Genomic DNA, 25,315 nt, shown 5'->3' with positions numbered 1-25,315 from the left:
CTATGGTCAGCGGTTCTGACAAGACGGGGGAAGGCAAGCCGGTTGATCCGGTCGATGCCGCTCGTCTGGCAGAAGCACTGAACCCGCTGATGAGCAATCCGGCAGCCGCCATGGCGGCAGCAACCGCGATCGGCTTCGGGCTTGCAACGCATATGACCAGTCTCTTCCTCGGCTCTCTCCAGGGGGTTATGGACGCGTCTGGCAAGCTGGCGCGCAAGATCGAGGAAGACCGCAAGGGTTCGGAGGTCTCCGCGCCACAAACCCCGGCCGAGGATACCAGGGCTGCGCCGGCTCAGACGGTGGTCAAATCCGAGGCGAAAGCCAAGTCGGCTCCGGTCAAGGCCGCCAAGCCTGTTGTTGTGAAACGTGTTGTCGCAAAGCCGGCGCCGGCCAAGCCCGTTGCGGTGAAAACGCCGGTTGCCAAGGTTTCGGCTGGAGAAAAGCCGGCGCCAGCGCCCGTGGCAAAGCCTCGGGTAAAGGCCTCGGGCAAGGCCGACGATTTGAAGAGGATCGAAGGCATCGGCCCGAAGCTCGAGCAGGTGCTGATCGGCAAGGGCATCAGCCGTCTTGCCCAGATCGCGGAACTCGGTGAAGAGGCGCTTTCCGCCTTGGACAAGGATATTGGTCTCGACGGCCGCGTGCTGCGGGACGACTGGGCGGGGCAGGCCCGCCGTCTTTCGGGCGGCAAGGTCCGCTCAGGCAAGTAAGTTTACGGTTGGACCGCGCAGGGGCGATGTGTCTGGCTGAAGGAAATGAACGGGCGAGGGCGCTGCATCTGCGGATCGGCGCTGAGCCAGTCGGAGCGAAAACTCCGGCAAAGTGCGCGGTGCGCGTGAGGCAGGAAGGCGAATATGGCAAAGCTGAAGATCGACGGCAAAGAGATCGAGGTTCCGGATCATTTCACGCTGTTGCAGGCGTGTGAGGAAGCTGGCGCGGAAGTCCCGCGCTTTTGTTTCCATGAACGGCTGTCGGTCGCCGGCAATTGCCGGATGTGCCTTGTCGAGGTGAAGGGTGGACCGCCGAAGCCGGCAGCCTCCTGCGCCATGGGCGTGCGCGACATCCGGGGTGGCCCGAACGGCGAGCTGGCGGAAGTCTTCACCAACACGCCGATGGTCAAGAAGGCCCGCGAAGGCGTGATGGAATTCCTGCTGATCAACCATCCGCTGGATTGCCCGATCTGTGACCAGGGTGGCGAATGCGACCTGCAGGACCAGGCCATGGCATTTGGTATCGATAGTTCGCGCTACACCGAAAACAAGCGTGCCGTCGAAGACAAGTATATCGGCCCGCTGGTCAAGACCGTGATGAACCGCTGCATTCACTGCACGCGTTGCGTCCGCTTCACCACAGAAGTAGCCGGCATTGCCGAACTCGGCCTGATCGGTCGCGGCGAAGACGCTGAAATTACCACTTATCTCGAGCAGGCGATGACGTCTGAGCTGCAGGGCAATGTCGTTGACCTGTGCCCGGTCGGCGCGCTGACCTCCAAGCCCTTCGCCTTCACCGCCCGTCCGTGGGAACTCGGCAAGACCGAGTCGATCGACGTGATGGACGCGCTCGGTTCGGCCATCCGCGTCGATACCCGTGGCCGTGAAGTCATGCGTGTCATGCCGCGCATCAACGAGCAGGTCAACGAAGAGTGGATCTCCGATAAGAGCCGCTTCATCTGGGATGGCCTGAAGACCCAGCGTCTCGACCGTCCTTACGTGAAGAAGGATGGTCGTCTGCAGCCGGCAAGCTGGGCGGAAGCCTTTGCTGCGGTCAAGTCGGCTGTAGCTGCCACGACTGCCGACAAGATCGGCGCTGTCGCCGGCGACCTAGCTTCCGTTGAAGAAATGTTTGCGCTGAAGTCGCTGCTTGCCTCGCTCGGATCGGCCAATACCGACTGTCGCCAGGATGGGACGGCACTCGATCCGTCGCGCGGCCGTTCCAGCTACATCTTCAATTCCAGCATCGAAGGCATCGAAGCCGCCGATGCCATTCTGATCATCGGTGCCAATCCGCGCTATGAAGCCTCCGTGCTCAACGCCCGTATCCGCAAGCGCTGGCGCCGCGGCGGCCTGCCGATCGCTGTGATCGGTGAAGCCGGTGATCTGCGCTATCCGTACGAATATCTCGGTGCAGGCACCGAGACGCTGGCCGAACTTGTCTCCGGCAAGAACAGCTTTGTCGAAAAGCTCACCGCTGCGAAGAACCCGCTGATCATCATCGGCCAGGGCGCATTGGTCGGTGCCGAAGGGGCTGCCGTTCTCGCCAATGCAGCCAAGCTTGCCAATGTCGTTGGCGCGCTGACCGACGAGTGGAATGGTTTCTCCGTTCTGCACACGGCAGCGGCCCGCGTCGGTGGCCTCGACCTCGGCTTCGTGCCGGGTGAGGGCGCTGTTGCCGCCGGCAACATGCTGTCTTCGCTCGATGTCGTCTTCCTGCTCGGCGCCGACGAACTCGACTTCTCGACCAAGACCGCGAAATGCGTCGTCTATATCGGCAGCCACGGCGACAACGGTGCGCACCATGCAGATATCATCCTGCCGGGCGCGACCTACACCGAAAAGTCCGGCACCTGGGTCAATACCGAAGGCCGCGTCCAGATTGGCAACCGCGCAGGCTTCGCACCGGGCGAGGCACGCGAAGACTGGGCCGTCCTGCGGGCGCTTTCCGACGTTCTCGGCAAGAAGCTGCCATTCGATTCGCTGTCGCAACTGCGCGTGAAGCTCTATGAAGCCTACCCGCATTTCGCTGCGATCGACGAAGTCGCGCCGAGCTCTTCGGCCGATATTGCTGCACTGGCGAAAAAAGCCGGGAAGATGGGCAAGTCTGTGTTTGCGTCGCCGATCAAAGACTTCTATTTGACGAACCCGATCGCGCGCGCTTCGGCCGTCATGGCCGAGTGCTCGGCATTGGCCCGCAACAATTTCAAGGCTGCGGCAGAGTAAGGGCAGGGGACCATGGATAATTTCGTTTCCACATATGTGTGGCCGGCGGCCATCATGATCGGTCAGTCGCTTCTGCTTCTGGTCTGCCTGCTCGTTTTCATCGCCTATATCCTTCTCGCAGACCGCAAGATCTGGGCGGCCGTTCAGCTGCGTCGCGGCCCGAACGTCGTCGGCCCCTGGGGTCTCTTCCAGTCCTTCGCCGACCTTCTGAAGTTCGTTTTCAAGGAACCGGTCATTCCGGCCGGCGCCAACAAGGGCGTCTTCCTTCTGGCGCCCCTCGTTGCGGTGACACTGGCGCTCGCCACCTGGGCGGTCGTGCCGGTTGCCGATGGCTGGGTAATCGCCAACATCAATGTCGGCATTCTCTACGTCTTCGCCATCTCGTCGCTCGAAGTCTACGGCATCATCATGGGTGGCTGGGCCTCGAACTCGAAATACCCGTTCCTCGGTGCGCTGCGTTCTGCGGCCCAGATGGTCTCCTACGAAGTGTCGATCGGCTTTGTCATCGTCACCGTTCTGCTCTGCGTCGGTTCGCTGAACCTCACCGATATCGTCATGGCGCAGCATGATGGCCTCGGTACGATGATGGGACTGCCGGCATCCTTCCTCGACTGGCATTGGCTGTCGCTGTTTCCGATGTTCGTGATCTTCTTCATCTCGGCGCTGGCTGAAACCAACCGTCCGCCTTTCGACCTTCCCGAAGCCGAATCCGAACTCGTCGCCGGCTTCATGGTCGAATACGGCTCGACCCCCTACATGATGTTCATGCTCGGCGAATACGCAGCCATCGTGCTGATGTGCTCGCTGACCACGATCCTCTTCCTTGGGGGCTGGTTGCCGCCGGTCGACGTCTGGTTCCTGAATTGGGTTCCCGGTATCATCTGGTTCGTGCTCAAGGCATCCATGGTCTTCTTCATGTTCGCCATGGTGAAAGCCTTCGTTCCGCGTTACCGCTACGACCAGTTGATGCGCCTGGGCTGGAAGGTTTTCCTGCCGCTCTCGCTCGCCATGGTCGTCATCGTTGCATTCGTGCTGAAGCTGATGGGTTGGGCATGATCATGTCCACCCGGAAACTCGGCTGATTAGGAGATTAGGATGGCTGCTCTTTCACAGGCTATCAACGCACTTTTCCTGAAGGAATTCGTCGGGGCGTTTTTCCTCTCGATGCGTTACTTCTTCCGGCAGAAGGCGACGATCAATTACCCCTTCGAAAAGGGGCCGATCTCTCCGCGCTTCCGCGGCGAGCATGCGTTGCGCCGTTATCCCAACGGTGAAGAACGCTGCATCGCCTGCAAGCTGTGCGAGGCGATCTGTCCTGCCCAGGCCATCACCATCGAGGCCGGTCCGCGCCGCAACGACGGCACCCGCCGCACGGTGCGTTATGACATCGACATGGTGAAGTGCATCTATTGTGGTTTCTGCCAGGAAGCCTGCCCGGTCGACGCGATTGTCGAAGGTCCGAACTTCGAGTTCGCCACCGAGACCCGCGAGGAACTCTATTTCGACAAGGCGCGGCTTCTGGACAACGGCGACCGCTGGGAACGCGAAATCGCGCGCAACCTGGCGCTCGACGCGCCGTATCGCTGATCCTAAGGGATCAAGTCGCTCGGGCGAGGTTTAAGGCCCCGCCAGAGCATTTATGTTTGTAACGGGCATGCCGGTGGGGATATCGGTCATGTCTTATCGGGCGGCGGGGCAGGGCCCTCGTCCGGGGGAAGATGAAAAGGCACCAACATGGGTCTTCAGGCTCTCTTTTTCTATCTCTTCGCCATTGTCGCCGTGGCTTCGGCCTTCATGGTGATATCGGCTCGGAATCCGGTCCATTCGGTCCTGTTCCTCATTCTCACCTTCGTCAATGCTGCGGGTCTGTTCCTGCTGACGGGCGCTGAATTCCTGGCGATGATCCTCCTCGTCGTTTATGTCGGCGCCGTGGCGGTTCTCTTCCTGTTTGTCGTCATGATGCTCGACATCGATTTCACCGAGCTGCGTGCGGGTGCTGCGAAATATGCGCCGATGGCGTCGCTGATCGGTCTGATCGTCGCAGCCCAGCTGGTCTTCGTGATCGGCGGCAGCGTCATCAGCCCGGCGGCCAAGAGTGCAATCGCGCTGCCGATCCCGGCTCTGTCGGAACGTCAGAACACCCAGGCGCTCGGCGACGTGCTCTACACAAATTACATCTTCTATTTCCAGATCGCCGGCCTGGTGCTGCTGGTGGCGATGATCGGGGCAATCGTCCTGACCCTGCGTCACCGCGAAAACATCAAGCGGCAGGATATTTCCCGCCAGGTTGCCCGCTCGCCCGAGACCGCCGTCAAGGTGGTCAAGGTCAAGCCGGGCCAGGGCGTCTGAGCCGAGCACGAGGTCAAGGAACGTAAATCATGGAAATCGGTCTTTCCCACTACCTGACGGTCAGTGCCATTCTCTTTACCCTCGGGGTCTTCGGCATCTTCCTGAACCGCAAGAACGTCATCATTATTCTGATGTCGGTCGAACTCATCCTTCTGGCCGTCAACCTCAACATGGTGGCCTTCTCTGCCTTCCTCGGCGACATCGTCGGCCAGGTCTTCGCGCTGTTCATCCTGACGGTGGCAGCGGCTGAAGCCGCGATCGGCCTCGCGATCCTCGTGGTCTTCTATCGTAATCGCGGCTCGATCGCCGTCGAAGACGTCAACGTGATGAAGGGCTGATACGGCTATGCTCATCTACAAGGCTATCGTCTTTCTTCCATTGATCGGTGCGCTGATTGCCGGCCTGTTCGGTCGCCAGATTGGCGCCAAGGCATCGGAATATGTCACCACAGGATTGATGATCATTGTCGCGATCCTGTCCTGGATCGTCTTCTTCAACGTGGCGATGAGCCACGAAGCCCACGAAGTCATCAAGGTTCCGGTCCTGCGCTGGATCCAGTCCGGCGGCATCGATGTCGAATGGGCGCTGCGCGTCGACACGCTGACGGCCGTGATGCTGATCGTCGTGAACTCGGTTTCGACCCTGGTTCATGTCTATTCGATCGGCTACATGCATCACGATCCGCATCGTCCGCGTTTCTTCGCCTATCTGTCGCTGTTCACCTTCGCGATGTTGATGCTGGTCACCTCCGACAACCTGCTGCAGATGTTCTTCGGCTGGGAAGGCGTGGGCCTGGCGTCCTATCTGTTGATCGGCTTCTGGTTCAAGAAGCCGTCCGCTTCGGCTGCCGCCATGAAGGCCTTCATCGTCAACCGCGTCGGCGACTTCGGCTTCATCCTTGGCATCGGCTGTGTCTTCGTCATGTTCGGCTCGATCAATTTCGAAACGATCTTTGCCGCAGCCCAGACCTATCTGCCGACCGAAGGCGCTGGTTCTCCGGAAGTGGTGATGAACCTCTTCGGCATGCAACTGGACCGCAGCCACGCCCTGACGGGTGCCTGCCTGCTGCTGTTCATGGGTGCGATGGGCAAGTCGGCGCAGTTCCTGCTCCACACTTGGCTGCCGGACGCCATGGAAGGCCCGACCCCGGTTTCGGCGCTGATCCATGCCGCGACCATGGTCACCGCCGGCGTCTTCCTCGTCGCCCGCATGTCGCCGTTGTTCGAACTGTCTCCGGATGCGCTGACCGTTGTCACGCTGGTCGGTGCGATCACCGCATTCTTTGCAGCGACCGTCGGTCTGGTGCAGAACGACATCAAGCGCGTTATCGCCTATTCGACCTGCTCGCAGCTCGGCTACATGTTCGTGGCCCTCGGCGTCGGTGCCTATGGCGCTGCCGTTTTCCACCTGTTCACCCACGCCTTCTTCAAGGCGCTGTTGTTCCTATGCGCCGGCTCGGTCATCCATGCCGTCGATGGCGAACAGGACATGCGCTACATGGGTGGCCTGCGTCCACATATCAAAGTCACCTTTGCCATGATGCTGTTGGGCACACTCGCCATTACCGGCGTCGGCATTCCCTTCACGCCGATCGGTTTTGCCGGCTTCTTCTCCAAGGACGTCATCATCGAAGCGACCTATGCATCGCATTCGCCGATCGCGGGCTTCGCATTCGCCATGCTGGTGATCGCCGCTCTGTTCACCAGCTTCTACTCGTGGCGCCTGATGTTCATGACCTTCTTCGGCAAGCCGCGTGCATCGGCTGACGTCATGCATCACGTGCATGAATCGCCGACTGTGATGCTTCTGCCGCTGGTCCTGCTCGCCATTGGTGCGATCTTCGCCGGTGTCGTGTTCGAAGGCTATTTCTTCGGTCATCACTATGCCGACTTCTGGAAGGGCGCGCTGTTCACGCTGCCGGAAAACGAACTGGTGGATGAGTTCCATCACGTCCCGGCATGGGTTGCCCTCAGCCCGTTTGTTGCGATGCTCCTCGGCTTCGTCACGGCCTGGTACATGTATATCAAGAACCCGTCGGCACCGAAGAAGCTCGCCGAGCAGCAGTGGATGCTCTACCAGTTCCTGCTCAACAAGTGGTACTTCGACGAACTCTATGACTTCCTGTTCGTCCGCTCGTCCAAGGCGCTCGGCCGCTTCCTGTGGAAGAAGGGTGACGTTGCCACCATCGACGCTTACGGCCCGAACGGCGTTGCCGCCTCGGTTGCCGGCCTGACCCAGAAGGTCGTCCGTCTGCAGTCTGGCTACCTCTATCATTATGCCTTCGCGATGCTGATCGGTGTCGCGGCCCTTATTACCTGGATGATGCTCGGGAGTTCCTTCTGATGACCGACTGGCCAATTCTCTCGACGGTCACCTTTCTGCCGCTGGTTGGCGTGGCATTGCTGCTGCTCACCCGCGGTGACACTTCCCTCGGTCGTCGCAACATTCTCAATGTCTCGCTGCTGACGACGGTCTTCACCTTTGTCGTTTCGCTGTTCATCTGGATCGGCTTCGACAATGCCAATACCGGCTTCCAGATGGTCGAGAAGCACGACTGGCTTGGCACCGGTATCTCCTATCATGTCGGCGTCGACGGCATCTCGATGCTCTTCGTCGTCCTGACGACGCTCTTGATGCCGTTCTGCATCCTGGCGAGCTGGAATTCGGTCCAGAAGCGCCTCAAGGAATACATGATTGCCTTCCTGCTGCTCGAAACGCTGATGATCGGCGTCTTCGTGTCGCTCGACATTGTACTCTTTTATGTCTTCTTCGAAGCAGGCCTGATCCCGATGTTCATCATCATCGGCGTCTGGGGCGGCAAGGACCGCGTCTACGCGTCCTACAAGTTCTTCCTCTATACGCTGCTCGGCTCGGTGCTGATGCTGCTCGCGATCATGGCGATGTATTGGGATGCCGGCACGACCGACATTTCGCAGTTGCTTGCCCATGACTTCCCGCCGCAGATGCAGACGTGGCTATGGCTGGCCTTCTTCGCCTCGTTCGCGGTGAAGATGCCGATGTGGCCGGTTCATACCTGGCTTCCCGATGCCCACGTCCAGGCGCCGACCGCCGGTTCGATGATCCTGGCCGGTATCCTGCTGAAGCTCGGCGGCTACGGCCTGCTGCGCTTCTCGGTGCCGATGTTCCCGCTGGCCTCCGACTATTTCGCCCCGCTGGTCTTCACGCTGTCGGTCATCGCGATCATCTATACCTCGCTGGTGGCGATGATGCAGGATGACATGAAGAAGGTCATCGCCTATTCGTCCGTCGCCCATATGGGTTACGTTACCATGGGCACCTTTGCCGCCAACGCGCAGGGCATCCAGGGTGCGATCTTCCAGATGATCAGCCACGGCTTCGTCTCCGCCGCACTCTTCTTCTGCGTTGGCGTCATCTATGACCGCCTGCACACACGCGAGATCACCGCCTATGGCGGCCTCGCCACCAACATGCCGAAATATGCCGTTGCCTTCATGGTCTTTACCATGGCCAATGTCGGCCTTCCGGGCACGTCTGGCTTCGTCGGCGAATTCCTCACCCTGATCGGCGTCTTCCGCGCCAATACCTGGGTCGCGCTGTTTGCCGCCACCGGCGTCATTCTCTCGGCTGGCTATTCGCTCTGGCTCTATCGCCGCGTCGTTTTCGGTGCGCTGGAGAAGGAAAGCGTCAAGGCGATGCTCGATCTGTCTGGCCGTGAGAAGCTCATTCTCTACCCGCTGATCGCGCTGACCATCTTCTTCGGCGTCTATCCGGCCCCGATCATGGATGTGACCGCCGCCTCCGTTGACCATCTGGTGAACAACTATTCCGCAGCCTTGCAAGCAGCCCAGTCCCTGGCGCTGACTGCGAACTGACGACAGGATCCTTTGGATATGACCGTTGAAACTCTCATCGCAAGCCTGCATCTGGTCACGCCGGAACTGATCCTCGCCGTCGGCGCGCTTGCGTTGCTCATGATTGGCGTGTTTTCGGGCGATCGGGCGACCGGTACCGTCACGGGCCTCGCCGTCGCGCTGTTGCTGGCAGCCGGCGTCTGCGTCATCTGGTTCTCGGGCGAGGGCGAAGCCTTCAACGGCGCCTATATCGCCGATGGCTTTGCGCGCTTCATGAAGATCCTGGCTCTGATCGGCTCGATCACCGCCATGATCATGGCTGTCGGCCATGCCAAGAACGACCACCTCGACAAGTTCGAATTCCCGGTCCTGCTGGTTCTGGCGACGCTCGGCATCATGCTGATGATCTCCGCCAACGACCTGATCTCGGTCTACCTGGCGCTTGAGCTTCAGTCGTTGGCGCTCTACGTCGTTGCTGCAATCAATCGCGACAGCCTGCGCTCTACCGAAGCTGGCCTCAAGTATTTCGTTCTCGGCGCACTGTCGTCGGGCATGCTGCTCTACGGCATGTCGCTGGTCTACGGCTTCACCGGCAATACCGGCTTCGACGAAATTGCGGCCGTCCTGTCGGCAGGTGAGCCGCAGCTCGGTCTGATTTTCGGTCTGGTCTTCATTATGGCCGGCCTGGCGTTCAAGATCTCCGCCGTTCCCTTCCATATGTGGACGCCGGACGTCTACGAAGGCGCGCCGACCCCGGTCACTGCCTTTCTGGCAGCCGCACCGAAAATCGGTGCCATGGCGATCTTCGTGCGTATCGTCATCGACGCATTCCTGCCGATCTTCGCCGAGTGGCAGCAGATCGTCGTGTTCATTTCGATCGCGTCGATGGTTCTAGGTTCGGTGGCGGCCATCGGCCAGCGCAATATCAAGCGCCTGATGGCCTATTCGTCGATCGGCCACATGGGTTATGCGCTGGTTGGTCTGGCTGCCGGTACAGCAGGCGGCGTGTCCGGCGTCTTGCTCTATATGGCGATCTACCTCGTCATGACGCTTGGCACCTTCGCCTGCATCATGGCGATGCGCCAGAAGGAAGGCGGCAATGTCGAAAACATCGACGATCTCGCCGGCCTTTCGACCACGCGTCCGTTCATGGCATTCGTCCTGACCGCGCTGATGTTCTCGCTGGCCGGCATTCCGCCGCTGGCAGGCTTCTTCGCCAAGTACTTCGTCTTTGTCGCGGCCATCGAAGCCAAGCTTTATGCTCTGGCGATCATTGGTGTTCTGGCATCGGTCATCGGCGCCTTCTACTATCTGCGCATCGTCAAGGTTATGTGGTTCGATGAAGCCAAGGGCGAGTTTGCCCGCACGGCTGGCGAACTGCGGCTGGTCTTCGGCCTCTCAGGTCTGTTTGTTGTCGGTTACGTCGTCTTCGGTGGTCCGCTCGGCACGGCCGCCGAAGCGGCGGCAAAGACGCTGTTTAATTGACAGGCGTCGGCAGAGGCCGCCGGTTGTCGATCGACGACTTCCGGCACGAATCGCTGGACGAGGTCTCGTCCACCAATGTTGAATGTCTCGCCCGCGCTCGCGCGGGCGATTCTGGTTTTCTCTGGGTTACGGCGAAATCCCAGAGTGGAGGCCGAGGTCGGCGGGGCCGCACCTGGGTCTCGGAGCGGGGCAATCTCTATGCGTCCCTGCTCCTGATCGATCCGGCGCCGATGGAAGATCTGTCATCCTTGCCGCTCGCCGTTGCCACTGCCGTACATGCATCCATTCGCGCGGTCATGCCTCTTGGCAGCGCTGCTGTCGAAATCAAATGGCCGAACGATGTGCTGATCGGCCGTCGCAAGACATCCGGCATCCTCATGGAAGCGGAGAAGCTTTCTGATGGACGCACCGCATTGGTGATCGGCATCGGCATCAATATTGTTGCGCGTCCCGACCATGCGCTCTATCCGGTGACCTCGCTTGCCGACGAAGGCGTGTCGATTTCGCCGGAAGAAGTGTTTGCGCGACTGTTCGCTGAGATGGCCGATGCGATCTCGATCTGGGATCAGGGCAGGGGTATCGCTGCAATCGTCAAGCGCTGGCGCGCGGTCGCGTGTGGGCTTGGCGAGAAAATAACTGTCAATCTGCCCGATCGCTCGATTCCCGGGATCTTTGCCGGAATCGATGATAAGGGAGTGCTATTGCTCGACCGCGGCGCAGATGGAACCATGACCATCGCCGCAGGTGATGTGTTTTTCGGGTAAAACTGGATCAGGAAAAAGAATGGCTAACAACGACGAACTGGTTTTCCTGCCGCTTGGCGGCGTGGGTGAAATCGGCATGAACCTCGCGCTTTACGGCTACGGCCCGGCCGCAAACCGCCAATGGATTATGGTCGATTGCGGCGTGACCTTTGCCGGCCCCGATCTTCCCGGCGTCGATCTGGTTTTTCCCGATATCAGCTTCATCGAAAAGCAGAAGAAGAACCTCAAGGCCATCATCATCACCCATGCTCACGAGGACCATTATGGCGCCTTGAACGATTTGTGGCCGGGTCTGAATGTGCCGGTCTATGCCTCGGGCTTCACCGCAGGCATGCTCGAAGCCAAGCGCGCCTACGAAGGCAGCCGCGCCGAGATACCAATCACGCCCTTCAAGGCCGGAGACACGATCAATGTCGGGCCCTTTTCGATCGAGGCGATCGGTGTAAATCACTCTATCCCTGAGCCGATGTCGCTGGTTATCCGCACGCCGCTCGGCAATCTGGTCCATACCGGTGACTGGAAGATCGACCACAATCCTTCGCTTGGTCCGATCACCGACGAGCAGCGCTTCCGCGCGGTCGGCGATGAAGGCGTGCTCGCCGTCATGTGTGACTCGACCAATGCCATGCGCGATGGCGTGTCGCCGTCCGAGGAAGAAGTCTCCGAAGGATTGCGCAAGATCATCGAGGCGGCCGAAGGTCGCGTCGCCATCACCACGTTTTCGTCGAATGTCGGTCGTATCCGCTCGATCGCCCAGGCAGCAGAAGCCGCCGGTCGCGAAGTGCTGCTGCTTGGCAGTTCGCTGAAGCGTGTGACCGCCGTCGCCCACGATGTCGGCATCATGGAGGGACTGCGTCCGTTCATCGCCGAGGATGAATTCGGTTTCATCCCGCGCGACAAGGTCGTCGTCATCCTGACCGGCAGCCAGGGCGAGTCCCGCGCCGCACTGGCCAAGCTGTCGCGCGATGAAATGCGCAATGTCGCCCTTGCTGCCGGCGATACGGTCGTCTTTTCGTCCCGCGCCATTCCCGGTAACGAGAAAGCCATTCAGGACATCAAGAATGGTCTCGTCGAGCAGGGCGTGCATATCGTCACCGACAGCGAGGCGCTGGTGCATGTGTCGGGCCACCCCCGCCGCAATGAGCTGTTGAAGATGTATGAATGGACCAGACCGAAGGTTCTTGTGCCGGTTCACGGTGAAGCAGCACATCTGGTCGCCCAGGGCGAGCTCGCGCTTCAGGCGGGTATCGAGACTGTTCCGAAGGTCCGCAATGGCGACATCCTGCGTCTTGCGCCGGGTGCCGTCGAAGTGATCGGCAAGGCGCCGGTCGGCCGCGTCTACAAGGACGGCAAGCTGGTTGGCGATCTCGAAGAAATGGGCATCGCCGATCGCAAGCGGCTGTCCTATGCCGGTCATGTCTCGGTGAACGTTCTTCTCGATAGCCGTTTCGATTTCGTCGGCGATCCGGATGTCGTGGCTTACGGCCTTCCGGAACTCGACATCGAGGGCGAGGACATGGAGGATACGCTCTATGACGCCGTGCTCGGCGCCGTCGAAAGCATTCCACGCACCCGCCGCAAGGAACTCGAAATGGTCCGCGAAGCGGTCCGGCGCGCTGTGCGCTCGGCCGCCAACGAGGCCTGGGGCAAGAAGCCGATTGTCACTGTCTTCCTGACCAAAGTCTGAGGGACGGGGCGGGGACAGCCGCATTAGTGTCCCCGCATCGTTTTTCGAGGAGAAGCAGCATGCTGGGTCGTGTCAATCACATTGCCATCGCCGTTCCCGACCTTGCCAGTGCAACGGCCGGCTATCGCGACACGCTGGGCGCGAAAGTATCCCAGGCACAGGCCTTGCCGGAGCATGGTGTGACGGTGGTGTTCGTCGAATTGCCCAATACGAAGGTGGAATTGCTCGCGCCGCTTGGTACAGAGTCCCCGATCGCCGCGTTTCTCGCCAAGAATCCCGGCGGCGGCATGCACCATATCTGCTACGAAGTGGACGATATCCTTGCCGCGCGCGATCAGTTGACCGAAGCTGGAGCACGCGTTCTGGGTTCGGGCGAACCGAAGACCGGCGCGCATGGGAAGCCGGTTCTTTTTCTCCACCCCAAGGACTTCTTCGGTACCTTGATCGAACTCGAACAGGTCTGATGCGTCGCTTTGTCCTTTGTGTCACCGGCGCTTGGGGACTATAGCAACCAGCGGTGCGAGTACCGGACGGATCTTGGCAGCACCACGCAATAGGAGCCGCAGGCGCGGCAAGCGGAGAACAGACATATGGCCATCATTTCAGCGCTGGCGGTTTATTTCGTCATTTGGTGGCTGACGCTGTTTGTCGTCCTGCCGATTGGCCTTCGGACCCAGGATGAAGATCACGATGTGGTGCTTGGCACCGTCGCCAGCGCGCCGACGAAGTTTCGCGCCTTCCGGGTGATGATGACGACGACGGTGGTTTCCGCGCTGATCTATGGTGGCTGGTATGTGGCGAGCGCCTATTTCGGCATCAGCGTCAACGACTTGCCGCGTATTCTTCCGGAATTCCAGAAGTAGAAGTCAGGCTTTCAGCGCAGGAATATCGGAGAGCGGGCGGCTTTGGCCGCTCTTTTTTTGTCCTTTCGACAGGGCAAAAAAAAACAAGGTCTGTGAAGACCTTGTTCTAATAATCGCGTGATCCTTCACCAATAAAGGGGCTGCGACAAGCGCGCCTAAGATCTGATCCTCCCAAGACTTTACCGCGACAATGGCAAGAATTTGAACTCCCTGCCTCTTTTATGGGCTGAAACTAGCCCAATCTGTGGACGTTGTCACCCCTAAAATTTGCATAAATGCTACAGTCACCGAAAAAAATCGCGTTGGCCTTAAATGTCGCACAGCCGCCACAAAACTCCATGATTTGCGGGATGTTCCGAGGCGCAGCAATGGCTGGAGCAACCGCTTGTGGGCGAAGTCGCACGATATCGCTTGCGGGTTTTCATCGGATGCCGAAACAGCTATGAACGCATCCGGATATCCCATTTCAATCGCTGATTCCGCCATTTGGCCGGGATCTTCAACCAGCTGGAAATTGTTATGCGTCTGTCGCGCTATTTCATGCCGATCCTGAAGGAAAACCCGAAGGAAGCCGAAATCGTCTCCCACCGCCTGATGCTGCGTGCCGGTATGATCCGCCAGCAGAGCCAGGGGATCTATTCCTGGCTACCGCTTGGCAAGCGTGTGCTCGACAAGGTCAACAAGATCATTCGGGAAGAGCAGAACCGCGCCGGCGCCATCGAGCTGTCTATGCCGACCCTGCAGTCGGCCGAGCTCTGGCAGGAAAGCGGTCGCTACGAGGACTACGGCAAGGAAATGCTGCGCATCAAGGACCGTCAGGACCGTCCGATGCTGTATGGCCCGACCAACGAGGAAATGATCACCGACATTTTCCGCTCGTCGGTCAAGTCCTACAAGAGCCTGCCGCTCAACCTCTATCATATCCAGCTGAAGTTCCGCGACGAGATCCGCCCGCGTTTCGGCACGATGCGCTCGCGCGAATTCCTGATGAAGGACGCCTACTCCTTCGACCTGACCCAGGCCGACGCGATCCATTCCTACAACAAGATGTTTGCCGCCTATCTGCGCACTTTTGCCCGTCTTGGCATGCGCGCCATCCCGATGCGCGCCGACACCGGCCCGATCGGCGGCAATCACAGCCATGAATTCATCATTCTGGCCGAGACCGGCGAGTCGGAAGTCTTTTCGCACAAGGCTTTCGTCGATTTCGACATTCCGCCGGAAGACACCGATTTCGACGATGTCGCCGGCCTGCAGGCGATCTTCGACAAGTGGACCTCGGTCTATGCCGCAACCTCGGAAATGCACGACGAGGCGGCTTTCAACGCCATCCCCGACAGCGATCGTCTGTCTGCCCGCGGCATCGAAGTTGGTCACATCTTCTATTTCGGCACGAAATATTCCGAGCCGATGGGCGCCAAGGTTCAGGGTCCGGACGGTAAGGAACACCTTGTCCACATGGGTTCCTATGGCATTGGTCCGTCACGCCTTGTTCCCGCCATCATCGAAGCCTCGCATGACGACAACGGAATCATCTGGCCGGCATCCGTCGCGCCGTTTGATGCTGCCGTGATCAACATGAAGGCAGGCGATGAGGCTTGCGACGCCGCCTGTGAGACGCTCTACGCCGCCCTGCTCAAGGCCGGCAAGGACGTTCTGCTCGACGACACCGATGATCGCGCCGGCACCAAGTTTGCCACCGCCGACCTCATAGGCGTGCCGGTGCAGATCATTGCCGGTCCTCGTTCGGTCGCCGCAGGCGAAATCGAGCTCAAGGACCGCAAGACCGGTGCGCGCGAAACGATGACGATCGAAGCGGCGATCAACAAGCTGACTGCCTAAGGGCGAAAGCAGGGAGACACCATGGCGAGCAAAGCCGCTGGCAACGAGACGGGCAAAGCCCAAAAGGGCACCGCCGCACGGGCTTTTTCCGCCTTTGAACGCATGGTCGCCTGGCGCTACCTGAGAGCGAGGCGCAAGGAGGCGTTCATTTCGGTGATCGCCGGCTTTTCCTTCGTCGGCATCATGCTCGGCGTGGCGACACTGATCATCGTGATGGCAGTGATGAACGGTTTCCGCACCGAACTGGTCTCGCGCATTCTCGGCATCAACGGCCATATGATCGTGCAACCGATCGATCAGCCGCTGAACGACTATGCCGATCTCGCCAGCCGCTTTTCGGCGGTTGCGGGCGTGACCATGGCTTTGCCGCTTGTCGAAGGCCAGACATTGGCCTCGGGACGGGAAGGGGCCGGAACCGGCGCGCTGGTTCGCGGCATCCGTCCTGATGACCTCGCCAAGCTCACCGTGGTTTCCAGCAATATCCGCTCTGGCGACATGGTCGGCTTCACCGCCGGGCAGGGCGTGCTGATCGGCTCGCGCATGGCGGCCCAGTTGGGCCTGAGCGCCGGCGACACGATTACGCTCGTTTCGCCTGAAGGCGACGTGACCCCGATGGGTGTCAACCCGCGGGTCAAGTCCTACCCGGTGTCTGGCATTTTTGAGATCGGCATGTCGGAATATGATGCCTCGATCATCTATATGCCGCTCGAGGAAGCGCAGCTCTATTTCAACGTCGAAGGCATCGTCCAGTCGATCGAGCTGTTCATTGCCGATCCGGATGCTGTGGATGACCTCAGACCGTTGATCGAGCAGGCTGCCGGCCGCCAGATCTTCATCACTGACTGGCGCCAGCGCAACCAGACCTTCTTCTCGGCGCTGCAAGTCGAGCGCAACGTCATGTTCATGATCCTGACGCTGATCGTTCTTGTTGCGGCACTGAACATCATTTCCGGCCTGATCATGCTGGTCAAGGACAAGGCGAGCGACATCGCCATCCTGCGCACCATGGGGGCGACCTCCGGATCGATCATGCGGATCTTCTTCATGACCGGGGCTGCGATCGGCACGACCGGCACCTTTGCCGGTGTTCTTCTCGGTGTCGTGGTCTGTCTGAACATTGAATCGATCCGAAACTTCTTCTCCTGGGTCTCGGGCACGGTCCTGTTCGATCCCGAACTCTATTTCCTCAGCCAGTTGCCGGCGGACATGAATGTCGGCGAGACGATTTCCGTGGTGGTGATGGCGCTCAGCCTGTCCTTCATGGCGACCATTTTCCCTGCCTGGCGGGCCTCGCGCCTCGATCCGGTGCAGGCATTGCGCTACGAATAAGGATGCCGAACCCGATGGCCAACGACGTTGTTCTTTCGCTTGCCGGCATCGACCGCCACTATGGTCAGGGCGAAACCGTGCTTTCCATCCTGAAAGGTGCCGATTTCACCCTGCGCACCGGCGAGACCGTGGCACTTGTCGCGCCTTCCGGCACGGGGAAATCGACACTTCTCCATATCGCCGGTCTGCTCGAGCATCCAGATGCCGGCGAAGTGACCGTCGGCGGTATTGCCTGTCAGGATCTCGGCGACGAACAGCGCACGACGATAAGGCGCAATTCCGTCGGTTTCGTTTATCAGTTTCATCATCTGCTGCCGGAGTTTACCGCCCTTGAGAACGTGATGATGCCGCAACTGATCGCCGGCCTCAGTCAGGCCGAGGCGAAGGAGCGCGGCAAGCAGCTTCTCGACTACATGCGCATCGGTCCGCGGGCGGAACATCGTCCGGCTGAATTGTCCGGTGGTGAGCAGCAGCGTGTGGCGATTGCGCGCGCGGTCGCCAATGCGCCATCGGTGCTTCTCGCCGACGAACCGACCGGCAATCTCGATCCGGAAACCGCCGCCTATGTGTTCTCTGCGCTGGAAGCGCTCGTGCGCCAATCGGGCCTGTCGGCGATGATCGCGACGCACAATCACGAGATCGCGCGACGAATGGATCGCTGCGTGACGCTGGTCGATGGCAAGATCGTCGAGTTTCACCCCTGACGCAGCCTTGAACCGGGAAAAGCCCGTGGCGGAATGGAATTTTTGTTCCGTTCTTCCTCGGGCTTTTTTTTGGTTGACAATAGAACGTAATGAGAACAAAATAAAAACATAAAGAGACAGGAGACAGACATGACCGAGATACTTCGTGACGTTGCTGCATTCGCCTCCCTTGCTATGTTTGTAGGCAGCATGTCGCTGATCATGCTGGCACTCTGAAGCACTCTTCCGGCAAAGCTGTAGAGAGAGGCTTTGCCGGATCAAACTCCGCTGGACTTCGCATCTTCGAACGTTGAAAATTGCGCCGATTCAAAATGCGTGAGGATGGACCCGATGGGCGAAGCAAACGGCGGCAAGGAAACTTCCGATCGGTTGGGTGGAAGCCCGGGTTTTGTGCATCTTCGCGTGCATTCGGCCTTTTCGCTTCTGGAAGGCGCTCTGCCGCTGAAAAAGATCCTGGGCAAGGCGGTCTCCGACAGCCAGCCCGCGATCGCGATCACCGACACCAACAATCTCTTCGTTGCGCTTGAATTCTCCCAGAAGGCGCTCGGTGATGGCGTCCAGCCGATCATCGGCTGCCAGTTGTCGATCGAGATGGAGGATTCGTCCGGCGAAAAGCGCAATGGCCATGTGGCGAAATTGCCGTCGATCGTCGTTCTGGCTGCCAATCCGGCCGGCTATGAACGTCTGGTTGATATCGTCAGTCGCGCCTATCTTGGTGGCGATGCGGGTCATGCGGTGCATGTAAAGATGTCGTGGCTCGAAGAGGCCGGCACCGAGGGTCTGATCGCGCTGACCGGTGCATCCGACGGGCCTGTCGACCTGATGCTGAAGGACGGCCACAAGGCGCAGGCCGAGAGCCGGCTTCTGGCGCTGAAAGCGTTGTTTGGTGACCGGCTCTATGTCGAGCTTCAGCGCCATGGCAATTACGACCGCAGCCATGAGCGGCGCATGGTGCAACTCGCCTATGATCATGATCTGCCTCTTGTTGCGACCAACGAGGCCTTCTTCCCGTCGCGGGCCGACTACGATGCCCATGATGCGCTGATGGCGGTGGCCCACAACGCGATCGTCTCGGATGACAACCGGTTTCGTCTGACCCCGGATCATTATCTGAAGAGCCGTGGCGAAATGGTTGAGTTGTTTTCGGATTTGCCGGAAGCGCTCGACAATACGATCGAGATCGCCCGCCGCTGCTCCTTCATCCTCGACACACGCAAGCCGATTCTGCCGCGGTTCACCAGTGGTAGCGATGATCCGCTGGAGGCCGAGCGCGAAGAGGCGCGGGAACTGAGGCGGCAAGCGGTCGAAGGGCTCGACATGCGTCTGGCAACGCTCGGCATGGCCAAAGGCTACGAGGAAAACGAATATCGCGAACGGCTCGATTTCGAGCTCTCGGTCATCGAGCGGATGAAGTTCCCCGGCTACTTCCTGATCGTTGCCGACTTCATCAAATGGGCCAAGCAGCATGACATTCCGGTCGGCCCCGGTCGTGGTTCGGGTGCGGGCTCGCTGGTCGCCTATGCGCTGACCATTACCGATGTCGATCCGCTGCGCTTCTCCCTGCTGTTCGAACGCTTCCTCAACCCGGATCGCGTCTCGATGCCCGACTTCGACATCGACTTCTGCCAGGATCGGCGCGAAGAGGTCATTCGCTACGTCCAGCAGAAATACGGCCGCGAACAGGTGGCGCAGATCATCACCTTCGGTTCGCTACAGGCCCGTGCGGCCTTGCGCGATGTCGGTCGTGTTCTCGAAATGCCCTATGGCCAGGTCGACCGTATCTGCAAGCTGGTGCCTAACAACCCGGCCAATCCGACGCCTTTGTCGAAGGCGATCGAGGAAGAACCGAAATTTCAGGAGGAGATCGACAAGGAACCGGTCGTCGGTCGACTGCTCGATATCGCCCAGAAGATCGAGGGCCTGTATCGCCACGCCTCGACCCATGCCGCCGGCATCGTCATCGGCGACCGGCCGCTGTCGAAGCTCGTGCCGATGTATCGCGATCCGCGCTCGGACATGCCGGTCACCCAGTTCAACATGAAATGGGTGGAGCAGGCAGGCCTGGTCAAGTTCGACTTTCTCGGCCTGAAGACGCTGACCGTGTTGAAGACCGCGGTCGATTTCGTCGTCGAGCAGCGCGGCCACAAGGTCGATCTGGCGGCAATCCCGCTCGATGACCAGCCAACCTACGAAATGCTGTCGCGTGGTGAAACGGTCGGCGTGTTCCAGGTGGAAAGTGCCGGCATGCGCAAGGCGCTGATCGGCATGCGGCCCGACTGCATCGAGGACATCATCGCACTGGTGGCGCTTTATCGCCCCGGTCCGATGGAAAACATTCCGACCTACAACGCCCGCAAGCACGGCGAAGAGGAAATCGAATCTGTCCATCCGTCGATCGATTATCTGCTGAAGGAAACGCAAGGCGTTATCGTCTACCAGGAGCAGGTCATGCAGATCGCCCAGGTCCTGTCGGGCTATTCGCTCGGCGAGGCCGATCTTCTGCGCCGCGCCATGGGCAAGAAGATCAAGGCGGAGATGGACCAGCAGAGCGCCCGTTTCGTCGATGGCGCGATGAAGAACGGTGTCTCCAAACCGCAGGCAAGCAACATCTTCGAACTGCTGGCCAAGTTCGCCAATTACGGCTTCAACAAGAGCCACGCCGCAGCCTACGCCATCGTCTCCTACCAGACCGCCTTCATGAAGGCGCATTACCCGGTCGAGTTTCTTGCGGCGTCGATGACGCTCGATATGTCGAACACCGAAAAGCTGGTTGATTTCCGCCAGGATGCCGGTCGCCTCGGCATCGAGGTCGTGCCGCCGTCGGTGCAGACCTCGTTTCGCCATTTCCAGACCGGCCCGAACAGGATCTTCTACGCGCTCGCTGCGATCAAGGGCGTCGGCGAAGCAGCGGTCGATCACATCGTGCAGGTCAGGGGTGAAACGCCGTTTGCCGATATCGAGGATTTCTGCCTGCGCATCGATCCCAAACAGGTCAATCGCCGCGTCTTCGAAAGCCTGATTTCCGCCGGTGCCTTCGATTGTTTCGGCCATGACCGCGCCGAGATGAGCGGCAGCCTTGACCGGATCATGGGGTATGCTCAACGCGCCCAGGAAAATGCCGTCAGCGGCCAGTCGGATATGTTCGGCTCTGGTGGTGCAAGCGGTCCGGAACGCATCGCCTTTGCGCCTTACACGCCTTACCTCTCCTCCGAAAAACTGATGCGCGAGTTCCAGGTGCTCGGCTTTTATCTCTCGGCACACCCGCTCGATGCCTACCGCTCGTTGCTCGACAAGCTGCGCGTGCAGAATTTTGCCGATTTCTCCGTTGCGGTAAAACAGGGGGCGACCGCCGGACGGCTGGCCGGAACCGTGATTTCCCGCCAGGAGCGCAAGACCCGCACCGGCAACAAGATGGGCATTGTCACATTCTCTGATGCCTCGGGCCAATATGAAGCGGTGCTATTTTCCGAAGGCCTCAATCAGTATCGCGATCTGCTGGAATCCGGCAAATCCCTGGTCATCTTGGTCGCAGCCGAAGAACGACCGGAAGGCATAGGTCTGCGCATTCAGACGGCGCAGTCGCTGGAGGAGCAGTCGATCCGCATGCAGAAAGCGATGCGCGTCTATGTTCGTGATTCAGGGCCGTTGCGCGCCGTTGCAGCTCATCTGAACGCCCGCGGAGACGGCCTCGTCTCGTTCATCGTCATCAAGGATGACGGCAAGCGCGAAATTGAGGTCGAGTTGACGGAGAAGTTCCGCATTTCGCCGGAGATTGCCGCTGCCATGCGCTCGACGCCCGGTGTGCTCGATGTCGAATTGGTGAGTTGACGATCAGCTTCGGGGAGCCGGTCGTGTTACGGTGATGAAATCCGTTCCGTCGCCGGTCTCCGTGCCGAGGCCGATGTCAGAGATCGTGATCGAGGTACCCTCGCTGAGCATGGTCTCGATCTTGGCACGGATGTCGCCGGGAAAATCGATCCGGGCAAGCGCCGCTTCGGCGGTGAACACCGCCGGATCGTCAGCCGGCGTGACAATGCCGAGCCGCTTCATGGCGGGCTTCGACAGGTGGTTTTCCAGCGTGACCGAGCGCCATTCGGCCTTGCCCTTGTAGCGATCGACCGAGGTCGCCTCGATGAAATGTGTGCCAAGCGCAAGCTCCGGGCTTTCAATCGAAATCGGTGCCTCGAACAGCGGCTTGAATTGCTGCCGGATCATGATCTGGCCGGCTGGCGGCGTGCCTTTGCCGGTGGACGTGTAGAGTGCCTCGAGGAAGATTTGCGACAGGATGGCACCATCCTTCTCGATCGACTTCCAACGTTTGTAGCCCTTGATCGCTGCGATGGTCTTTGAGCCCATCAGTCCGTCTGGAATGCCGATATCGAAGCCGAGATCGGCCAGCAGGTGCTGGACATCAAGTATCTGTTCGCGCTGGCTACGACGGGTAATCAGAATTCTCAGTGCCGGCTCTTCGTCCTCGAGAACCAGCGAGGCCGAAGCGCCGGCTTTGGGAGGCAACTGGTTCATCGCCACTTCGACCGGCTTTAGCGAGGCGTCGATGGTCGTCGGACGCAGTTGAACATCCGAGAGCAACTGGCCGTCCTCGACCGGGATGCGCGGTACAAAGAGTGTCGCATGGGAGAGCGTGCGCGGCGTCACCGGATCATCGGTGATGATTACATGTGCGCCACGTTCAGTCATGGAAAACAGTGATTTGGCAAATCCGTTCGGCAACCGCACGCAGCCATGCGAGGCCGGATAATTCGGCACCTTGCCTTCGTGCAAGGCGATGCCGGACCAGGTCAGGCGCTGCATGAACGGCATCGGTGCGTTCGAATAGAGATTGGATTCGTGATACTTTCGCTTTTCCAGGATCGAGAATACGCCCGATGGCGTGGTGTGCCCGGCCTTTCCGGTCGAAACCTTGGACGTCGCCACGATCTGGTTACCGTCATAGACGGTCAGCGTCTGATCTGTCTTGGAAACATAGATCTGCAGCGGTCCCGGGCCATTGGCATGACTTGGCGAGACAAGTGCCGTGCTGGCGGCAAGGCAGAGACCGAAGGCGAGGGCAAAACGCTGGAACATGGACCGACCATTGATACGCAATACTGGATGGCGCCGATCCTAGGGCGCGAAGTTTAAGAAAGGTTTTGTCTGGACCACCCGATTGGCACAAACACGAGACTGTGAAGTCTTTCACTGCGATATTCACAGGGTGGATGTCACCCTTCGTCTCAAGCCGAGCGCGCCAAGCGTGGTCGCAGCTGCGGCGAGGCCAGCGCCAGCAGCAGCGCTGCAAGCGGCAGGGAAAAGCCATAGCCCAGATGCTTGAAGCCCAGTGCGCCGACGAGACCGCCGAGAAAGAACATCGCGACGATGGGCAGCAGTACCCCGAGCTTTTTCCCGTCGGCGGTCAGCGGAGCATGGTGTGCCAGGCGCGCCACCCGACGATAGCCGAGCTTGCCAAGTTCGATACCGATATCGGTGACCATGCCGGTCAGATGGGTTGTGCGGATGCGAGCACTGGAAATCTTGGTGATGGTGGCGTTCTGCAGGCCCATGATGAAACAGAGCAACGGCCCGGTCGAAATCGCCATGATCGGCGCATGCGGCAGAAAGGCGCCGATGGCGCCGAAAACAATCAGCAAACCGGATTCCAGCGCCAGCGGATAGGCATATTGCTGGTGTCGCCGATGACGCCGTGCCCAGTTGATCAGGATTGCCGAGCAGGCAGCGCCGGTCGTGAAGAAAACGAGTGCAGCAAGACCGATACCTGCGAGCCCGACGAGCCCGAGCGCCAGATTGTCCGCGATGGCCGAAACGATGCCGGTCATATGCGATGTGTACTGGCCGATCGCCAGGAAGCCCCCCGCATTGATGGCGCCGGCAACGAAAGACAAGACCATGCTGAGCATGACGTCATTGGGCGTGTTGCGCCGATGCGAAGCCGCCATGCGAAAGATCCTCAGCGACTTGCGTCGCGCGAGCCGCGGGTGGCGCACCTTCATCTTCTGGCTTTCCGATACGGTATGCATTGCGTTGTCCTAAGGAGCCTTCTGCGTCCGCGACTGCGTAGGTCAATAATTTAGAGTGCAGCGACGGTTCTCGCCTTCACCGGACCCGCTCTACGAGCGTTTGGAGGGAAAGGTATAGCCGGTCTGCACGGTACCCTTGCCGAACTTGTCGCGCAATTTGTCCATGGCGGCCTCGGCTGCGGCCCGCCGCGACGCTTGCGCATCGACCAGGTCGGGTGGATCGGCGACTGCGGGGTCCTTGAGATCGCTGACACCTATGCCGATCAGGCGAAAGCGCGTGCCGTCGGTCTCCTTTTCGAGCAGGGAAAGTCCGGTGCGGAAAATCCTGTCCGCCAGTTGCGTCGGATCGTCCAGCTTGCGGTTGCGGGTTCGCGTCTTGAAGTCGGATGTCTTCAGTTTCAGCACGACGGTGTGACCGGCGATGCCGTTCCGTTTCAATCGCCATGCCACCTTTTCCGACAGTTCCCGCAGATGTTTGATCAACTCGTCCGCCCGGCTGATATCCTCGAAAAACGTCGTTTCCGCCGACACGCTCTTGGCCGCCTCGTTGGCATGCACTTCGCGATCGTCGATCCCGCGCGACAGCCGCGAGAGCCGCTGTCCCATGACGCCGTAGCGCCGCATCAGGTCTGTTTCATCCATGGTCTGCAACTGGCCGATGCTGCGAATGCCGTCCTGCGCCAAGGTAGAAGCCAAAGCCTTGCCGACGCCCCAGATCATCGTCACCGGCTTGTCCGCCAGAAACCGAACGGCTTCTTCTTCGCCGATCACCGAGAAGCCGCGTGGCTTCTGCAGGTCGGAGGCCACCTTGGCGAGAAATTTGCAGTAGGAAAGCCCGACCGAGATGGTGATGCCGATTTCCTGCTCGACCCGTCGTGCAAACCGCGCCAGCACCATGGCCGGTGGTTCGTGATGCAGCAACTCGGTGCCCTTGAGCTCCAGAAAGGCCTCGTCGATCGAGATCGGCTGAACCAGCGGCGTCAGTTCCTCCATCAGTGCCCGTACCGCGCGGCCGACACGCACGTATTTTTCCATGTCAGGCCGGATCACGACGGCTTGCGGGCAGGCCTCCAGCGCCTTGAACATCGGCATGGCGGAGCGTACGCCATGAATGCGCGCGACATAACAGGCGGTTGACACCACGCCACGTTTGCCGCCGCCGATGATCACCGGCTTGTCGATCAGCGCCGGATTGTCGCGCTTTTCGATCGATGCGTAAAAGGCATCGCAGTCGACATGAGCGAGGGTCAGGCGGCGGAGTTCCGGGTGATAGACAAGCCTCGGGCTCCCGCAGGCGTGGCAACGCTTGCGGCCGTCTGGCTGCCCCTTGAGGCAGTCGCGGCAAAAGCCCGGAAACTGTGATTCGGTACGGGTCATGACAGGAACAAAAATTGAACATCGCCACAGTAGCCGATGTTTTGCACCGTACAAGTCATGACAGGAGCCGAAGTTGGGCCGCCCACTCTCTTTTTCATCTGAGGGCGGGTGGGT

General features: G+C 59.9%; 20 protein-coding genes. 17 read left to right on the top strand and 3 right to left on the bottom strand.

Going from position 1 to position 25,315, the window contains the following annotated elements; translation table 11 throughout:
- The first annotated feature begins 2 nt into the window (after window positions 1–2).
- From GVK95_RS24195 to dnaE, 17 genes are all read left to right on the top strand, one after another.
- Window positions 3–707: a 5' DNA nuclease gene (locus GVK95_RS24195; protein WP_159953247.1), complete on the top strand. Its 705-nt coding sequence runs from the start codon at window positions 3–5 to the stop codon at window positions 705–707.
- A gap of 144 nt (window positions 708–851) precedes the next feature.
- The gene (gene nuoG, locus GVK95_RS24190) at window positions 852–2,933 is read left to right on the top strand and encodes an NADH-quinone oxidoreductase subunit NuoG (protein ID WP_159953246.1); all 2,082 of its coding nucleotides are present in this window, start codon (window positions 852–854) and stop codon (window positions 2,931–2,933) included.
- A gap of 12 nt (window positions 2,934–2,945) precedes the next feature.
- Window positions 2,946–3,989 (top strand): NADH-quinone oxidoreductase subunit NuoH, encoded by a 1,044-nt coding sequence (gene nuoH, locus GVK95_RS24185; protein ID WP_113140998.1) that lies wholly within the window; start codon window positions 2,946–2,948, stop codon window positions 3,987–3,989.
- A 39-nt stretch (window positions 3,990–4,028) separates the two neighbouring features.
- The gene (nuoI, locus tag GVK95_RS24180) at window positions 4,029–4,520 is read left to right on the top strand and encodes an NADH-quinone oxidoreductase subunit NuoI (protein ID WP_007599695.1); all 492 of its coding nucleotides are present in this window, start codon (window positions 4,029–4,031) and stop codon (window positions 4,518–4,520) included.
- Between the two features lie 147 nt (window positions 4,521–4,667).
- A complete protein-coding gene (locus GVK95_RS24175; RefSeq protein WP_159953245.1) occupies window positions 4,668–5,282 on the top strand; it encodes an NADH-quinone oxidoreductase subunit J in 615 nt (204 codons plus the stop codon).
- 29 nt (window positions 5,283–5,311) lie between these two features.
- Window positions 5,312–5,620, top strand: coding sequence for an NADH-quinone oxidoreductase subunit NuoK (gene nuoK, locus GVK95_RS24170; RefSeq protein ID WP_113141000.1), 309 nt, complete (start codon window positions 5,312–5,314; stop codon window positions 5,618–5,620).
- 7 nt (window positions 5,621–5,627) lie between these two features.
- Window positions 5,628–7,625: an NADH-quinone oxidoreductase subunit L gene (nuoL, locus tag GVK95_RS24165; RefSeq protein ID WP_159953244.1), complete on the top strand. Its 1,998-nt coding sequence runs from the start codon at window positions 5,628–5,630 to the stop codon at window positions 7,623–7,625.
- A complete protein-coding gene (locus tag GVK95_RS24160) occupies window positions 7,625–9,136 on the top strand; it encodes an NADH-quinone oxidoreductase subunit M (protein WP_159953243.1) in 1,512 nt (503 codons plus the stop codon). The genes nuoL and GVK95_RS24160 overlap by 1 nt, the downstream gene beginning before the upstream one ends.
- A gap of 18 nt (window positions 9,137–9,154) precedes the next feature.
- Window positions 9,155–10,600, top strand: a complete 1,446-nt coding sequence (gene nuoN / locus GVK95_RS24155; RefSeq protein ID WP_007599394.1) for an NADH-quinone oxidoreductase subunit NuoN — start codon at window positions 9,155–9,157, stop codon at window positions 10,598–10,600.
- Complete coding sequence (locus tag GVK95_RS24150) at window positions 10,597–11,364, top strand: biotin--[acetyl-CoA-carboxylase] ligase (protein ID WP_159953242.1); 768 nt, start codon at window positions 10,597–10,599, stop codon at window positions 11,362–11,364. Before nuoN ends, GVK95_RS24150 begins: the two co-directional genes overlap by 4 nt.
- A 19-nt stretch (window positions 11,365–11,383) precedes the next feature.
- Window positions 11,384–13,051: a ribonuclease J gene (locus GVK95_RS24145; protein ID WP_159953241.1), complete on the top strand. Its 1,668-nt coding sequence runs from the start codon at window positions 11,384–11,386 to the stop codon at window positions 13,049–13,051.
- A 59-nt stretch (window positions 13,052–13,110) separates the two neighbouring features.
- Entirely contained in the window at window positions 13,111–13,515 is a 405-nt protein-coding gene (gene mce, locus GVK95_RS24140; RefSeq protein WP_159953240.1) for a methylmalonyl-CoA epimerase, read from the top strand.
- Window positions 13,516–13,641: 126 nt separating this feature from the next.
- Window positions 13,642–13,914, top strand: a complete 273-nt coding sequence (locus tag GVK95_RS24135) for a DUF1467 family protein (protein ID WP_159953239.1) — start codon at window positions 13,642–13,644, stop codon at window positions 13,912–13,914.
- 519 nt (window positions 13,915–14,433) lie between these two features.
- Window positions 14,434–15,756, top strand: coding sequence for a proline--tRNA ligase (gene proS / locus GVK95_RS24130; protein WP_159953238.1), 1,323 nt, complete (start codon window positions 14,434–14,436; stop codon window positions 15,754–15,756).
- Window positions 15,757–15,777: 21 nt separating this feature from the next.
- Complete coding sequence (locus tag GVK95_RS24125; protein ID WP_159953237.1) at window positions 15,778–17,085, top strand: lipoprotein-releasing ABC transporter permease subunit; 1,308 nt, start codon at window positions 15,778–15,780, stop codon at window positions 17,083–17,085.
- A 14-nt stretch (window positions 17,086–17,099) separates the two neighbouring features.
- Complete coding sequence (locus GVK95_RS24120; protein ID WP_159953236.1) at window positions 17,100–17,789, top strand: ABC transporter ATP-binding protein; 690 nt, start codon at window positions 17,100–17,102, stop codon at window positions 17,787–17,789.
- A 330-nt stretch (window positions 17,790–18,119) separates the two neighbouring features.
- The gene (dnaE, locus tag GVK95_RS24115; protein ID WP_159953235.1) at window positions 18,120–21,617 is read left to right on the top strand and encodes a DNA polymerase III subunit alpha; all 3,498 of its coding nucleotides are present in this window, start codon (window positions 18,120–18,122) and stop codon (window positions 21,615–21,617) included.
- 3 nt (window positions 21,618–21,620) lie between these two features.
- On the opposite strand, the gene GVK95_RS24110 is transcribed toward dnaE, so the two are convergent.
- From GVK95_RS24110 to GVK95_RS24100, 3 genes are all read right to left on the bottom strand, one after another.
- Complete coding sequence (locus GVK95_RS24110; RefSeq protein WP_159953234.1) at window positions 21,621–22,874, bottom strand: L,D-transpeptidase family protein; 1,254 nt, start codon at window positions 22,872–22,874, stop codon at window positions 21,621–21,623.
- A 149-nt stretch (window positions 22,875–23,023) separates the two neighbouring features.
- Window positions 23,024–23,824 (bottom strand): YoaK family protein, encoded by an 801-nt coding sequence (locus GVK95_RS24105; protein ID WP_159953233.1) that lies wholly within the window; start codon window positions 23,822–23,824, stop codon window positions 23,024–23,026.
- A 90-nt stretch (window positions 23,825–23,914) separates the two neighbouring features.
- On the bottom strand, window positions 23,915–25,201 hold the full coding sequence (locus GVK95_RS24100) for a DNA polymerase IV (protein ID WP_159953232.1): 1,287 nt from the start codon (window positions 25,199–25,201) through the stop codon (window positions 23,915–23,917).
- Window positions 25,202–25,315 lie beyond the last annotated feature (114 nt).

It is taken from the genome of Rhizobium sp. 18065 (assembly GCF_902706095.1).
Lineage (GTDB): Bacteria > Pseudomonadota > Alphaproteobacteria > Rhizobiales > Rhizobiaceae > Allorhizobium.
This window is presented reverse-complemented; position numbering and strand designations above follow the sequence as displayed.

Excerpts from the sequence above, each read along its gene's own strand:
- GVK95_RS24105 (WP_159953233.1), bottom strand. The coding sequence starts at position 23,824 with ATGCATACCGTATCGGAAAGCCAGAAGATGAAGGTGCGCCACCCGCGG.
- GVK95_RS24135 (WP_159953239.1), top strand. The coding sequence starts at position 13,642 with ATGGCCATCATTTCAGCGCTGGCGGTTTATTTCGTCATTTGGTGGCTG.
- GVK95_RS24125 (WP_159953237.1), top strand. The coding sequence starts at position 15,778 with ATGGCGAGCAAAGCCGCTGGCAACGAGACGGGCAAAGCCCAAAAGGGC.
- GVK95_RS24195 (WP_159953247.1), top strand. The coding sequence starts at position 3 with ATGGTCAGCGGTTCTGACAAGACGGGGGAAGGCAAGCCGGTTGATCCG.
- proS (WP_159953238.1), top strand. The coding sequence starts at position 14,434 with ATGCGTCTGTCGCGCTATTTCATGCCGATCCTGAAGGAAAACCCGAAG.
- nuoK (WP_113141000.1), top strand. The coding sequence starts at position 5,312 with ATGGAAATCGGTCTTTCCCACTACCTGACGGTCAGTGCCATTCTCTTT.
- nuoL (WP_159953244.1), top strand. The coding sequence starts at position 5,628 with ATGCTCATCTACAAGGCTATCGTCTTTCTTCCATTGATCGGTGCGCTG.
- GVK95_RS24175 (WP_159953245.1), top strand. The coding sequence starts at position 4,668 with ATGGGTCTTCAGGCTCTCTTTTTCTATCTCTTCGCCATTGTCGCCGTG.
- nuoI (WP_007599695.1), top strand. The coding sequence starts at position 4,029 with ATGGCTGCTCTTTCACAGGCTATCAACGCACTTTTCCTGAAGGAATTC.
- GVK95_RS24160 (WP_159953243.1), top strand. The coding sequence starts at position 7,625 with ATGACCGACTGGCCAATTCTCTCGACGGTCACCTTTCTGCCGCTGGTT.
- mce (WP_159953240.1), top strand. The coding sequence starts at position 13,111 with ATGCTGGGTCGTGTCAATCACATTGCCATCGCCGTTCCCGACCTTGCC.
- GVK95_RS24110 (WP_159953234.1), bottom strand. The coding sequence starts at position 22,874 with ATGTTCCAGCGTTTTGCCCTCGCCTTCGGTCTCTGCCTTGCCGCCAGC.
- dnaE (WP_159953235.1), top strand. The coding sequence starts at position 18,120 with ATGGGCGAAGCAAACGGCGGCAAGGAAACTTCCGATCGGTTGGGTGGA.
- GVK95_RS24100 (WP_159953232.1), bottom strand. The coding sequence starts at position 25,201 with ATGACCCGTACCGAATCACAGTTTCCGGGCTTTTGCCGCGACTGCCTC.
- GVK95_RS24145 (WP_159953241.1), top strand. The coding sequence starts at position 11,384 with ATGGCTAACAACGACGAACTGGTTTTCCTGCCGCTTGGCGGCGTGGGT.
- nuoN (WP_007599394.1), top strand. The coding sequence starts at position 9,155 with ATGACCGTTGAAACTCTCATCGCAAGCCTGCATCTGGTCACGCCGGAA.
- nuoG (WP_159953246.1), top strand. The coding sequence starts at position 852 with ATGGCAAAGCTGAAGATCGACGGCAAAGAGATCGAGGTTCCGGATCAT.
- nuoH (WP_113140998.1), top strand. The coding sequence starts at position 2,946 with ATGGATAATTTCGTTTCCACATATGTGTGGCCGGCGGCCATCATGATC.
- GVK95_RS24120 (WP_159953236.1), top strand. The coding sequence starts at position 17,100 with ATGGCCAACGACGTTGTTCTTTCGCTTGCCGGCATCGACCGCCACTAT.